General features: G+C 43.7%; 13 protein-coding genes. All 13 read right to left on the reverse strand.

Annotated features, from left to right (window positions below):
• Nucleotides 1-86: 86 nt before the first annotated feature.
• Nucleotides 87-3647: a DUF6701 domain-containing protein gene (locus SNR28_RS24475; protein ID WP_375751507.1), complete on the reverse strand. Its 3561-nt coding sequence runs from the start codon at nucleotides 3645-3647 to the stop codon at nucleotides 87-89.
• 3 nt (nucleotides 3648-3650) lie between these two features.
• Nucleotides 3651-4139, reverse strand: a complete 489-nt coding sequence (locus SNR28_RS24480) for a hypothetical protein (RefSeq protein ID WP_375751508.1) — start codon at nucleotides 4137-4139, stop codon at nucleotides 3651-3653.
• The gene (locus tag SNR28_RS24485) at nucleotides 4129-4863 is read right to left on the reverse strand and encodes a prepilin-type N-terminal cleavage/methylation domain-containing protein (protein WP_375751510.1); all 735 of its coding nucleotides are present in this window, start codon (nucleotides 4861-4863) and stop codon (nucleotides 4129-4131) included. The genes SNR28_RS24480 and SNR28_RS24485 overlap by 11 nt, the downstream gene beginning before the upstream one ends.
• Nucleotides 4863-5435 carry a prepilin-type N-terminal cleavage/methylation domain-containing protein gene (locus SNR28_RS24490; RefSeq protein ID WP_375751512.1) on the reverse strand — a complete coding sequence of 191 codons (573 nt, stop codon included), beginning with the start codon at nucleotides 5433-5435 and terminating at the stop codon, nucleotides 4863-4865. Before SNR28_RS24490 ends, SNR28_RS24485 begins: the two co-directional genes overlap by 1 nt.
• The gene (locus SNR28_RS24495) at nucleotides 5425-5898 is read right to left on the reverse strand and encodes a type II secretion system protein (RefSeq protein ID WP_375751514.1); all 474 of its coding nucleotides are present in this window, start codon (nucleotides 5896-5898) and stop codon (nucleotides 5425-5427) included. Before SNR28_RS24495 ends, SNR28_RS24490 begins: the two co-directional genes overlap by 11 nt.
• An 85-nt stretch (nucleotides 5899-5983) precedes the next feature.
• Nucleotides 5984-6448 carry a type II secretion system protein gene (locus SNR28_RS24500; protein WP_375751515.1) on the reverse strand — a complete coding sequence of 155 codons (465 nt, stop codon included), beginning with the start codon at nucleotides 6446-6448 and terminating at the stop codon, nucleotides 5984-5986.
• Between the two features lie 183 nt (nucleotides 6449-6631).
• Nucleotides 6632-7168: a prepilin-type N-terminal cleavage/methylation domain-containing protein gene (locus SNR28_RS24505; protein WP_375751517.1), complete on the reverse strand. Its 537-nt coding sequence runs from the start codon at nucleotides 7166-7168 to the stop codon at nucleotides 6632-6634.
• Between the two features lie 49 nt (nucleotides 7169-7217).
• Nucleotides 7218-7658, reverse strand: coding sequence for a hypothetical protein (locus SNR28_RS24510; protein WP_375751518.1), 441 nt, complete (start codon nucleotides 7656-7658; stop codon nucleotides 7218-7220).
• Nucleotide 7659: 1 nt separating this feature from the next.
• The gene (locus SNR28_RS24515) at nucleotides 7660-8883 is read right to left on the reverse strand and encodes a type II secretion system F family protein (RefSeq protein ID WP_375751519.1); all 1224 of its coding nucleotides are present in this window, start codon (nucleotides 8881-8883) and stop codon (nucleotides 7660-7662) included.
• A 9-nt stretch (nucleotides 8884-8892) separates the two neighbouring features.
• Nucleotides 8893-10620, reverse strand: coding sequence for a GspE/PulE family protein (locus tag SNR28_RS24520; protein WP_375751521.1), 1728 nt, complete (start codon nucleotides 10618-10620; stop codon nucleotides 8893-8895).
• Nucleotides 10610-11797, reverse strand: a complete 1188-nt coding sequence (locus tag SNR28_RS24525) for a tetratricopeptide repeat protein (protein WP_375751522.1) — start codon at nucleotides 11795-11797, stop codon at nucleotides 10610-10612. Before SNR28_RS24525 ends, SNR28_RS24520 begins: the two co-directional genes overlap by 11 nt.
• Nucleotides 11794-12639 carry an ExeA family protein gene (locus SNR28_RS24530; protein ID WP_375751523.1) on the reverse strand — a complete coding sequence of 282 codons (846 nt, stop codon included), beginning with the start codon at nucleotides 12637-12639 and terminating at the stop codon, nucleotides 11794-11796. Before SNR28_RS24530 ends, SNR28_RS24525 begins: the two co-directional genes overlap by 4 nt.
• Before the next feature lie 2 nt (nucleotides 12640-12641).
• Nucleotides 12642-14294 (reverse strand): pilus (MSHA type) biogenesis protein MshL, encoded by a 1653-nt coding sequence (gene mshL / locus SNR28_RS24535; protein WP_375751524.1) that lies wholly within the window; start codon nucleotides 14292-14294, stop codon nucleotides 12642-12644.
• Between the last annotated feature and the right edge of the window lie 5 nt (nucleotides 14295-14299).

A 14299-nucleotide genomic window follows, 5' to 3' on the forward strand; every position in this document is an offset into this window, starting at 1 on the left:
AAACATGGGCTTAATCTCGCTTTTTTTTCAATTTTCCTGCAGAAAGCAGTTTTATTGAAGTTTTCTTAGTTTTCAGGAGTATCGCTTTATTGCCCGGTTAAACGATTTTCTCCCCTGAAAATGATGCGATCATTCCCGCGATATATACCAAAGACAATAACTGCCGAAGGATCCTCATCTCCGACACCTCGCCAGTTATACCTTAACCACGGCTGATTAACGGTACTTCCTGAGCTACAGTCAGATGTATCCAATCCGTCTGGCAATATGCTTTGTTGACGTAACCACAACCGGACTTGCTCACGGCTATCACCACCATGAGTCGCCTGTAAATCACCGTATTCTCCCGAGCTGACTTGCTCCGTTCCTGCAGTGATAAAAGATGCAGAGGATGTTCCTGCACTATCACGCCAGATTGTTTGCCGACAAAAGTCATCAGCATCGAGCTGGCTTCCGCTATCATCGGTGTTCTCAATAAATGCAGTGCCAGTCCAGTATTCAGTCGAAAGTGGTACGGTGATATTGGTATCAACGTTGCCACCAACATCGGACAACTTCATGCGTCCATAGCGAAAATTTGGTGGTACGCCAAGTACGGATATGGCGATAGGTATCGATCTATCACTGCTAAATGATACTGCGTCTGATGTACTACCTATGATTTCAAGGCCAAAGCTTGAGTTACTGCCGTTATAAGGGCCATCCTGGATAGTCGTATAGTTTGTGGCTCCGCTGTCTGTATCCTTATGGAAGGTAAAGTTGTCCGATTCAATGATTAACTGGGATACTTCTGTGTTATCAGGTTTCGTAACGAGCTCCCAATCCGAACTGCTTCCCCATGTATCCAGAATACTATCACTGGTTGCACCTTTTCCATTAACAACGCCACTAATGCGCCCACGCAAGCCGTTACTTCCCTCTACGGCATAGTATTGAATATCTTCGATCAAACTATCACTAAACAGGTGATAATTTGCCACTGAACCACCAGCAGTATTGATTGCCTCAACAACCAAGCGATGTCCTATGGCTTGCTCCATATAGCCAAAATCGTTGTGCCCGCTTGCATACGTCCAGTCATGATCCTCGATGGAAAGATGATTCGGATAAAATCTGCCAACGTTCCGATATCCACGGTTGATCGTCATTCCATAATAATCAGATTCAGTGCTCACACCGATTTCAAGGCTGCCCACTTCATCCCAACTCAAACCTGTAAACTCATACTGCTCATTGCTGCCTTCGGTGTTTAGCTTGCTAAAACCTGTATTGACCAGCACGCTATTTCCTGCTGAACCACCAGAAGGCGTATGCAACGCACCAAGCATTTTAACCGTTGCTCCAGGAGAACTAGAATTGAAGAAATTTCTGGTTACGTACGAACTGCTACAGTGAGAGTTATCAACTTCGATATCACCAGAAGTAGCACCACTCACATAACGAATAGGTAAAACATTCAGACTAAATTGAGCACCTGAAGCGATAAACCCGCCCCCCCCAGAGGAAGTGCCCGTCATATCCCTGTTATTAGGCTCACAGATGGCAAAAGTCCAGGGACGAGCATTAACATTAACGACACCTTCAAGCGCATCCCAGTCAGCACCGCCATCGGTTTCGCAATCAAATCCTATTGGACAGCTAAATGATGGGTCGGATAGCATAAAGCTTATTGCTCCAGACTCATCATAGTTCAGTACGTCAAATGCCGAACCATCATTGAAAGTAACATTTACCGATTGAGCCGTCGTTCCAGCAACAGATAAATTACCAAGTATACCGCCTTGCCCGCTTGTCGGTTGTTCTAGGGTTGTGGCACTGCGAGTTAGCGTTTTCGAGCCATCATAATCATCGACCACTGTTGCTGAACCATCGTCACAAGCTAAGACCTTAAGAGAAAAGCTGGTGTTATTACCCGCTATTGCGTAGACCGTGTCTGAATCAAACTTATATGGCGCGACATAAAGCTCGCTTGAGTCATCTTTTGTGGGGTCCGTACTTAACTCACCTTCAATGGTGTAAGTACCATAGGAAGAAGCATCTAATCTAAGAATCAATTCACCGTTCTCTGGTGTGTACGAGCCATTGCTTCCAGAGCCTTTTACAACACTATTAACCGAAATGCCTGACGGGAGGTAAACCTCAATAGTTCCGGAATAATCCGTATCAACCTGATTGTTATTCCCAGCATCTCTGACAGTGAAAGTAAACTCCGGATTTTCGCAAAGCAGTGCAAACTCTTTTGCTTCTGTGATTTCGAGATAGAGGTCTTCAGTTGGCGACGGATTGAAACACTTACTCTCACCAACAATCGTGGAATACGGTGTCTCCATTTTTACCTCATTGGAGGTTACTGCACCATGAAGAGTAAAATTGTCTTTGAATTCTATTTTGTCAGCCAACACCAGCGCATACATATCCGTCAGCATCGCAGATTCTATTTTGACTTCAGAGCCTTCGTTGGGTGCAAATATTACAAAATCATCCGGATTCAAAGTGCTCACAAAACTCATACTACTTTTGAGTTCGACACTCTCTTCTACTGCCCAAATGATATTGCTGCCAGTCTGAATCGTTCCGCTTGTATCATGGATGAATTTCTCAAAGCTATACACACCTGACTCAGTGAAACGACTAACATTGTTTGAACTCTTTACTATGTACTCTTCGATCGTTCGTCCATATCGACCCGGAGCAGACTTAAAGTGAATAATCGCATCATCAAATATAATCTCTAACTTTTCTAAGTTGTCCTGAATCGTAATGACAACGTTTCCGTTTTCAGAACTATATTGACATGCTTTTTGTGGGCTATCCCCTACAGCAGAACATACTTGTGTGTAGTTCCAGTCCCCTATTGTTAGATCCTCATCGCCGTAATCTGGTGATATTTCACTGGGTGCAGTTGCTTTTTGCCCATTTTTTTTACATGTCCCAACTTCACAAGTATTTCGTTTATTTGGACCTTTAAAAGCATCGCCTTCCACTTTATTAAAGCCGATTTTAAGGTTATTACCATTCAGATAAATATTTTGATAATCCTGAGACCACCCACCAATATGATACGCATACGCCGAGTCTCCTGCTTTGGGGGACTTCGCTTCCAGCTTACTGTCGGAACTCCACGACTGAGCTGGTTCCGGGAAATATGGGCAGATATCTGGTATCAAATCCCCGGAGTTATCATCTGGTAGCTCTAATACCGTGTCGTAACACTTTAATGTTCCGCTTTCTAATCCATCATTATTTGAACCCGATGCATCATGAGAACCAGAAAATGAGTCGGTTTTTTGTGTTGTGTTCCAGCTTGATACCGTTGGAGAAATACTTCTGATGTTATAAGTAAGGAAATCTTGGTTTCCCGATTTTCTGTTCGTGATCCTTACCTGATAGTTAACATCATCCTGTAGGTTCTCTTCAAAAATATAGGCTTGAGAAAGATCAGAATCGTCATCTTCCTTCGCAGCCCAAAGGTAGACGATATGATTGTTGTTCTTTTTGAGGTTCAGAAACTGGTCGTCATTTTCGCCTTCTACTTCAAAGGCAATGGTAAAGTCCTGACTAAAGTTAATTGCGGAACAAGAAATCTCAGCCGAGTAAGATAACGGAGCGAGAAGGAGTGACATTATCGCGATTAATATAATCCACATTTCTTATTTGACTCCCTTAGCCCACACTTCCTGCATTCGCTGAACCTGATGCGAAGCCGAGTTACCACACACCGCGGTTGTAGTAACAGTATAGTACTGAAGATCATCAGGAATATTGCTATCCGGCGCATTACATACAATAGTTGGAGCCCGACATGGCATTCCTGCGTTATCAACTAACGCCTGTGCGGCTGTAGCGCCTAATGTACCGTTGATACTATCGCAGCGAGTAGTTAGCTCAGAAGGCAATTCTGTTTCGTTCAATGGAAATAGGATAGTAAGTGCCCATTCGTTTGCCGAATGAGCCAAAAACCACGCTTGCGTTCCTAAGTATTCTCTGGTCAGGGTATCCTGGTTAGACCATCGGACACGAGACAAGTTTGCCGCCAGCAGTCCCATAACAACCAAAACAAACACGATGACTATAATCATGTTTCCTTGCTGTTTTTTCTTGCGCTTCTGCTTCAGTCGTATCATTGGCTTATGGAACATTGAGCACCTGCACATCGTGTTTATAGCTACTCTCTTCTGCATTTTGAACAAAGAGTAAACTCAAATGAACTAAACCACCTCGCTGTAACGAAGCCTGCTGATAACTAAAACTGGATTGAGCAACATCAATGCCATCACCAACAGTCCAGGTCGTATTGTTTTGCTCTCGAGTAACAACACCTGAACTGAGGCAATAAGTAACTTCGTTATTCACATTGTAGATGTAATGACGATTCGCTATTGAGTGACTGGTGAAGTTATCGTCTATGGTATATACGCCTTCAGGTGTGACGCTACAGTTAATCGCGCAATCAGAAACCGATGCAGAAGCACTACTACTGACACCCAGATCATTACTTCGGCTAGGGTTTATTACGATGCGATCACCGGAAGTAAAAGAAACCGTGTTGCCTTGATTATCTGCAATAAACTCGACTTTGTTCGTCGCTTCGTTTTGAGTATAAAAGCCTGAATATTTGATTGGGAAAAATGAGATGCACTTGTTTCCGCCAGAAAGAGAAAAACTGTTAGGCACAGCGTGGCGAACCTCCCGGGACATTTTTTCTATCACAAACCGAGCTTGATTCTGCACCTTTTGCCTGTCTATGGTATCCGTATACCCTCTAAAGCCTAATTCTATATACCCCGTAATACCGAGCACTATAATGCCAACAATGATGATAGTCATGACCATCTCGACCAAGGTAAAACCACGAGACTTCATCAGTAGTTCCCCCTGTACGCAGAGTAGGTATATGTGCCATATTCTCCAGCAGTAATATCTATTTGAACCCGTTTGATAACCTCGCTTTTAGTTCCGGAAAGCTCTGACCCATTTTCATAAAACACAGCTACATTGGCAGCAAAGTTGGGATAATCTGTAGAGATGTCGGTACCGAAAATATCACTCAAGTTACCGACCGGAGTTCCTGAACAATAGGTCTCACTATGACTGTTAGTAGACCAGCAACCAATATAGTCATCTACATCGTTATAACTACCTACTGTTTCAGCACCGTCAGGTCCAAAGCTTCCTGAAAGAGTACAAACTCTGCTTCCTTCACCACAACGCTCATACCCTCCGTCTGGATCGCTGCTCTCATCAAACCCTTTTGAAATAACCTCAGTCATCAGGCTTTGCGCTAATGCCGATGCTCTGACTTCATAATGTGGGCGAGCAGAGTTTTCTACTTCTGGGAACAAAAAAGTAACAAGAGACAACATGGCAAAGGCCATTACTACAATGGCTACAACGCTTTCAATCAGGGTAAACCCTTTAACTGTCTTAGCAGCCATTCACATACCCCTGAGCATTGATACAAACCCGGTTGGATTCAGTACCACTTGCATTTGAAATAGTAATGGTTACCGCACCAACGTCTGGATTACCTAAAAGATCAAAGTTAATAAGAGAATGAGTGGAACTCAGAGTGAGACTATCATCTATCAATAATCGGTTACTGATAGTCTCCGCATCATCATCGCTAAGATCACAGCTCTGCACTGAACCTAAGCAGTTACCGGAAATCTCTAGTTGATAATTGTCATCAGGGGTGGTGACATTGGAATACATCCGCCCAAGCTGGATCTGACGGACAATAGAAATGGCTTGCTCTTGAGCAGCGTATGTTGAAAAGCTGGATTTACCTATATATCTGCTGGCAGCGTAGACGGAGATTATTCCGAGAAGAATAGTAACAATAACGAGCTCAATAAGTGTAAAACCGGCTACACATTTTGAACGCACGTTGCCCTTCATTGATACTTGCCTCAGAAATATCTGATCATAACTGTAAAGCCTAACAATTTTACAGGGCTTGCTTTAACAAACCCTGTATAAAATCTTAGTTAGCACAGTCATTTAGAGTAATTGAATACGCTGCTGCTGAGGTAGCCTGCTGATAAGAAACGAAGCAATCGTTCGGAGCAGCACTCAACCCACTATCAGACTTGAACGTATAATAGCGAATACCCGTCCCTTGAAAAGCATCCCAATCATTCGTTACATCCAGGGTAGCAGCTACATCGATACCAGCTGTACTAGCTGCAGGATAACCATAAACGATACCGATACTAACACCACTATCTGTAATTGTTTCAGTTGAATCAGTTTCTTTACCATCTATGGCAGCCTTACCATATGTAATACCTGCTGCTCCGTTTAAAGCACCTTTCAGCCCCTGTAACGCAGCGTTTCTTGCATCAGTCTGCAAATTCAAAAACCTTGGTGCCGCTGTTACCGCAAGAATACCAAGGATAACAATCACTACCACTAGCTCTATAAGGGTGAAACCACCTTGTCTTTTCATAGCTATACTCTCTTACTTATTGGTTACGTGAATATGAACGCACAAACACAACAGGCAATTCAATAACACATTGTATATTCAAGAAATTATACGATATTTCACTATAAAACCCGAATACATTTAGTTATAAACTCAACACATATCTAATGTTCTTTTTTATCACCTTAATTACTTAACTAAAGCTCATTGCAACGAAACTGTCACTCTTCCTGTATTAACGTCATAGGTAAAATAATGCCCGGTTGTTCCTTCTAGCTGAGTGTATCGACATTCACCGCTATTGATCGCTTCAGCGGAATAGTTACTATCACTTGTTGTACTGCCTACTACGGCCACCTGAGGAGGGTTCTGCAGCAACTCGTCCATCAAATCCCGGCAAGAGCTGCTGGTCGCTGACGAATCAGAACCAGATCCATTGTCTAACGCTATCGGGTAGCCATCTCTAAAACCTGAGTTTGAAGAGCTGGTCAGCAAAAAAGTGGTGCCGTCATAATTGACTGAGTTAGAGCCACTTGTATTTTTGGGCCTGGCTTCCGCTTCCCATTGCGCCCTGGCGGATAAAACTGCAGTCGCAAACCCACCAGCAACACCTTCTATACTTGCCTTTTTGGCTTCATCAGTTACATCCAGGAACTTAGGTAATGCTGCAACGGCTAAAAGCCCTACGATTACAATTACAACAACCAGCTCAACTAATGTGAAACCCGATGCTTTTCTCATATCACTCGACCTTAAACATTCTTAAGTAATTAGAAGTACTACATTTCTACTAATTTACTAGTTCAACAGAAAAGTGTTTGCCCTGCAGCGAGACAACAATTTTCCTTCTATCTGTAAATATATATCGACACTGAGTGCCGTTTTCTAAAGGCTCGCTTTCCATTTCAATGTACTGACGCCCCATTATTTCTTCTTCCGGATGCAACAAATCAAACCAACGTTTGCAGTCAGGACTTTTTAGGCTGCCCGGAACTACCCAGCCATGTTGATTAAACTGTACATCCTGATTCTGTATCTTCAATGTATCTGGGTACTTATGTACTAACCATGACTGCTTATAGTGATTTGCCCAATCCAGCATTCTTTTCTTTGCCACACTATAGGCAGCGGCTTCCGCCTCTGGTTCCACCTTTTCCCACGAAAAAAGAAATGATGAAATCAATATAAGGACAAGCAGAAGCCAAACCGCAAATCTCGGTTTTATACTCATTCTACCCCTTAATTACATCCAGCATCCCCCACATTGGCAGGAAGATACCCAATGCAAGCACCAGAACCATACCTGCGACAATAACCAATAAAATCGGTTCAATTCTCGCAGTCAGGGTTTTCAAGTCGTAGTCCACTTCGCGCTCATAGAAGTCTGCCACTTCCATTAATAACTCATCAATTCGACCCGTTTCTTCACCAACAGCGATCATCTGGATAACCAAAGGGGTGAATATCCCTGCGTTTATCGCAGTAGCAGAAACGCTTCCTCCCGCCTCTATCGCATTTTTCATCTCTAGCAGCCGCAGTTCGAGGTACTTGTTTCCCATCGATTCTGCTGAAAGCGCTATTGACTGATTCAGTGGCACGCCTGAACGAAGCATCAGTGCAAACGTTCTGGAGAATCGCCCTAGCTGCGCACGATTAACAATGTCACCAACAATAGGCATCTTTAATCTGAACTTATCCCATTGTTCTCTTCCAGCAATGCCTGAAACCCATACTTTAAAACCAATAAAAGAGCCAATAATCGCAATAATCATCCAAGGCCAATAGGCAACAAAAAACTCCGATGTCGAAATCAGTATTCGGGTTGGCAGCGGCAGATCTACCCCAAAACGACCAAACATAGTGGCAAACTGAGGAATGACCATAATGTTAAGTACGAACATCGCCCCCACGACAAAAGTCACAACAAACGTTGGATAGCGCATCGCTGTTTTTATGCGCTTACGGGTTTCGACTTCTTGTTCGTAATACTGGCTCAGCTGCAGGAGCACTTCATCCAGACGACCTGTGTTTTCACCCACATTGATCATTGAGACAAACAATGGGCTAAACACTTTAGAATGCAACTTCATAGATGCAGACAAACTTCGGCCGTTGGTAAGTTCGGCACCCACCTCTTCCAATGCCTGCTTTAGTTGTTTATTGGTGCTGTTTAAAGTTAATCCTTTTATCGCTCTTAAAAGCGGTACACCCGCTTTGGTAAGGCTGTACATCTGACGACAAAATATCACCAAGGCTTCGAGAGGAATTGATGGCGTCAGATATCTTGCCAAATCAAAGCCAAACGAAGATTCAGAGTCCGATATCGGCACAATAGATGTCGGGATAATGCCTTTGTTAATCAGAGACTCGGCCGCGAGTTCTTCAGAGGCTGCGTCTACCACTCCTGCTGCTTTGCTACCATCCGGACTTCTACCCTGATACTTAAAATTCGCCATCTGACACCCTTACAGATAAATCGGATCTGTGTTTCCCGATGAATCACCTTCCCCAAGAGTCATCACTTCATCGATACTGATAATACCCTGCAAAGCAAGCTCCATTGCTGATACCAGCAATGGTTTATACCCTTCAGCTTGACGCGCCTTTATAGCGAACTCCACGGCATCATTTGCTCGTAGTGCGTCCATCATCTCTTCCTGCAACTCCAGGAACTCAAAAACACCAATACGACCACGATATCCAGTTAGGTTACAACGCTGGCACCCCACTCCTTTTGTAAATGCAGCGTTCGCCTGATTTGGGAAACGACTTTCAATCCAGCTCTTTCGCGCATCATCCAACACGTCCGGAGCACTGCAGTCGGTACACACTTTCCTTACCAACCGCTGAGCTAAGACGGCTCTTACTGCACTTGCGACCAGATACCCCGGAGCACCCATGTCCATCATACGCAGTGCACTATCCACTGCGTCATTCGTGTGTAAAGTACTTAAAACAAGGTGACCCGTAAGTGCGGCTCGTAATCCGATCTCGACAGTTTCCTGATCTCGCATCTCACCGACCAGGATAATATCTGGATCCTGACGTAAAAATGTTCTAAGAACGGTAGAAAAATCGAGATCTATTTTCGGGTTTATCTGTACCTGATTCACACGGGACAAACGATATTCAACAGGATCTTCTGCGGTAATGATCTTTTTGGAAGGGTCATTCAGCTCAGTTAATGCGCCATATAAAGTCGTTGTTTTACCTGAACCTGTTGGGCCAGTAACAAGTATCATCCCATGTGGTCGCTTTAATTGCCTTCTGAAGCGAACAAGAAGATCATCTGGCAAACCTGACTCTTCCAGCTTTCGAACACCCGCAGACTGATTTAACAGGCGCATTACCACCGATTCACCTTGTTGAACTGGCATAGTAGACATACGGATATCAATAGACTGACCTTTCACCCGAATATTAAAGCGTCCATCTTGTGGAAGTCTTTTTTCAGAGATATCCAGGTTCGCCATTAACTTCAAACGAAGAACCAGTGCTGAAGCAATATTTACTTCACTTAGTATTGTTTCGTGTAAAACACCATCTACTCGCTGGCGAAGGCGAAGAATGCTGGTATCAGGCTCTATATGAATATCCGATGCGCCAACCTGAACTGCATCCTCAAACAGTGAGTTAATCAGCTTTACGACTGTAACTTCATCACTGTCAGCCTCTTCAGTTACTCCGAAGTCAAAGGTCTCCGTAGTTTGATGCTCTGCATGAAGCTGCTCGGCAAAAGAGGCAATCTCTTTTGTTCTACGGTAATAACGATCAAAGCTATCAACCAACTGACCTTCTGACGCAATGACAAACTCAACCTGATACTGAGCCAGGCGACTAAGCACTGTTTCCTGCGCGCTAAGATCGGCTGGATCACTCATTGCTACTCTTAGTACGTCACCATGCCTGCTAATCACTAACGCCCTTACTCTGCGGGCATGTACTTCTGGCAGTAGCTGCACAGCATCCACATCTACATTTGCCCGGGTAAGATCGATAAGAGGGAGAGATAGCTGCTGAGAAAGAAAGTCTAGCAACTGATGTTCAGATAAAAACCCTAACTGAATAAGTGTTGCACCTAGCTTTCGACCAGATTGCCGTTGAGCCTGAAGTGCTGATTCCACTTGTTCTTCAGTTATAATACCTTCTTCAACCAGCAAGTCACCTAAGCGCTTTTTCAGTTTAATCTGCATTTCCGTTCCCCACTAAGCCTTTGAGAAGTGACAATCGATCACGGATAAATGCCTGACTGTTTTTAGAAAGTCCAATTCGGCTTAAAGCATTCGTGTAGGAACTTATGGCAGCTTCGTAGTTGAGCTCTCTCTCTTGCTGAATGGCTAACCCTAACCACCAGCGAGCGTTATCACCCTCTAGTAATACCAACTGCTGGTAGGTTTCCATCGCGATAGCGTTGGTTTTAGTCTGTTGCGCCAATCCTGCTCTCAATGACAGGTACTCAATACTTGCGGATTCAGGCAGGTGAACCAAAGGGCTTAATGCCGCTTCAGGCTGACCTTCCTTAACTAATATCTTACTCAATGCGATTCGGAGCTTTTGGTTATCTTCATCCAGCCGAATGCCCTGCCTTAATACCTCTACCGACTTTCGAACATTTTTCTTACCATAATAGAGCGCAGCTAGCTTTCTTCTGCTTTTATCATCCGAAGGTCTGTATCTAAGGGCTTTTTCATACTCTTTAATGGCTCTGCTCAGATCATTACTATCTAATGCTCGCTTCGCTCGCTCTACTGCTTTTTGGGCAATTTGTGCGGAAGTCAGCTCAACATGCTGTACCTGCATAGCGCCAGAATCTAAATCTGTCGATTTCTTTGTTTGCTCTACTTGAGCGATTTTAATCGGTTTCTTAGTTACATCTCTTTTTTGAATTGTTTGCTTCTGTTCAACCTTTTTAGACGCAGGCAATGGCTTAGCTGCAGGGCTAGGTTTTGCTGTTTGTTTAGCTACCGTTTTTTTCTTTACCAGAGTATTTCTATCTACGCTATATACAGGTAAGTTGTTCTCTTCAGAAACCTTAACCGTTGGAGAAAGCTTAACCGCGTGAGATTGGAGATCGACCTCCTGTTCTGTCATTGGTTCTGCAGGTACAGATAACGGTACCGACTCAACAATAGCGCTGTCTACACTCGCTTTTTCACTGTTTACTTTATCTACTAAATCAAGGGCGTAGTCATCGTCCATCTGAGTAGATACCGCCCAGCCACCGAGAGCCAAACTTAATGCTAAACCACCAATCGCCCAGGCAAGCTTCCCTGAACTCTTCACCTTCGGAATTTCTGCCCGCTTGAGTGTTGATGACTCACCATTCTCTTTGTTTGCTATGTCAGTAAGCGCATTGTTAATTACACTCATGCCTCACTCCATCCCCATAAGTATGGGGTTTTATATTTTGGTTTTCGGGCATCATAAGTATCCTGCAAAGCAGCAAACAGATGTTTGTTACTCACTTTTACACTTCGATCGTTAAAAGCCAGCAGTAATGATTTATGGCAAATCTGGTTAATCAAACGAGGGATTCCTTTGCTTGCCTTCCAGATAGCCTTTTTTATACCTTCATTGAAGATATCATCACGAGATCCGCAAATATGAACACGGTGACTGATATACGCAAACGTCTCTTCTTGATTCAAAGGACGTAACTCCGCACTAAAGGTAATCCGTTGTCTAAATTGGCGCAGGTGATCCGCATGCAGTCGGATATCCAGTTCTGGTTGACCAAGAATAACCAGTTGAAGAAGCTTGCTGTTCTCTGTTTCAAAGTTTCCAAATAACCGAAGCGTCTCAAGCGCCTCATCGCTCAGCGCTTGAGCCTCATCAATTAGAGCGACCGTAGATTTACCTGTTTTGTGGATTTCCAACAACCGCATTTGAATAGCATCCACAAGCGTCTGATCTGGATGCTTTTCTACTTTCAGCTCTTTGGCTATCGCTTGTCTTAGCTCTTCTGCAGATAACACCGGATTAGGAAGATAGATCAACGCCACTTTTTCCATTAGCTCGTTGAGTAACATCCTGCAAACCATGGTTTTTCCAGTGCCCACTTCTCCCGTCACCTTTATCACACCTTCGCCCATTTCGACTGCAGACAAGACGGTCTGAATAGCCTCATAATGAGGTGGTAGGCCATGGAAAAGACCGGTATTGGGTGTCAGGCTAAATGGTGCCTGACTAAAGCTAAAAAATGTCTGATACATTTTTACTCCGAATCAGGGAACCACTCTTGCAATAAATCTCGAGATCTTTCAACCTCTTGTTGCCAGGTATGTACACCAACCACTGTTGGTTTGAGCAAGATGACTAGCTCGGTTTTCTCGGTGAAGTTATTGGTATTTCTAAACAAATGCCCAAGCCCCGGAATATCACCAAGAAACGGTACTTTAGATACCTGATTTTTCGTGTTTGATTTCATCAAACCACCGATAACAACCACGTCTCCATCTTTTGCTCTTATGACAGAGTCGGATTCACGCACCGTACTGCTGGCAAACGGTGCATTTTCCAAAAAGTCGTAGTTTTTCTCGACAACTTCAATAACAGAGGGATGAACATGCAATAGAACGTTGCCCTGGTCATCTATTTGAGGGGTCACATCCAAAGAAATACCGGAGAAAAATGGCGTCATCTGATATTCAGGGTTTCTAATAACCGTGTCGCCAACCTCTTGATAGTTATACTCAACACCGGTAACAAAGTACTCATCGGTACCAACTTTGATGACCGCTTTCTGGTTGTTCGTTGCTGTTATACGCGGGCTAGAGAGGATATTTAAATCACCCTGCGTCCCCATAAAACTAAGCACCGCCTGAAAGCTTCCGTCGGAGATCGTTACGTTAGTCTGACCACCCAGTAACTCACCAATCTCATTCATTCCCGGCAAAGTAGTGGACACAGCGGTTCTGGCGATAGAGATGTCATTGCCGAAAAGCGACATATTTGACCAGTTAATACCTTGTTGGTAACCATCACTTAGCGTTACTTCAAGAATTTTCGCTTCCAAAATAACCTGACGCTGAAGCCTTTGACTTGAAGAGTTCAGGAACTGTTTTATTTCTCGGATCTCATCAGGATATGCCCGAACCATCATCAAACCAGCTTGAGGAGAAACGACGACACTGCGCCCTTCTCCAGTTCCGATTAACGATGACACTGAGCTCTGTAGTTGTTTCCAGAAGTCACTCTCATTCTTCGTTTCAATGGTTGTACCCCCTGTGATGGTATTGTTCGAAGACGACCTGTTACTGTTATTATTGTTGTTATTTGATGAAGAGCTCGAACTAGAACTTGAGCTGTTTGAGTTGTTATTGGATGTATCGTTCGAGTTCCCCTCATCACGGGTAGTAACAGTACTGGTTGTAATGGAGGTTAGCGAGCGCCCACTTCTTGTAAATTGAATATAATCAACAGGAATTGTCTCTGTTCGGATTCCGGCTGGGTATACCTGTAAAATTTTTCCACTTCTGACTACGTCATAGCCATACATATCTTTGAGAACATCAAGCAACTCATCTAAAGTGACATCAGAAAGGTTAAGAGTGATAGTGCCTGAAACTTTTGGATGAATAACTGCGCTGTACTCCGTATCTTTAACTATGCTGGCAAAAAAGAGTTGAGCATCTACGTCTTTAGCCTGAACTCTAAAGCGCTTCAATATCTTGTCATTCAAACCACTTCCTGAATCCAGTTCAGGCATCAGATCAGCTTGTACAGACGCAGGAAGTTCATCCAGACTTCGGCTATTAGCATTGTTTGCAGCTTCATTCAGCGCTTGCTTGGCCTCTATGGGGTCTCTATGCCCCATTGAACAGCCAACCAATGCGAATATTATTATTCCTGTTAAGACTTTACGCATTTTTA

It is taken from the genome of Vibrio iocasae, assembly GCF_042245395.1.
GTDB classification, from domain to species: domain Bacteria; phylum Pseudomonadota; class Gammaproteobacteria; order Enterobacterales; family Vibrionaceae; genus Vibrio; species Vibrio iocasae.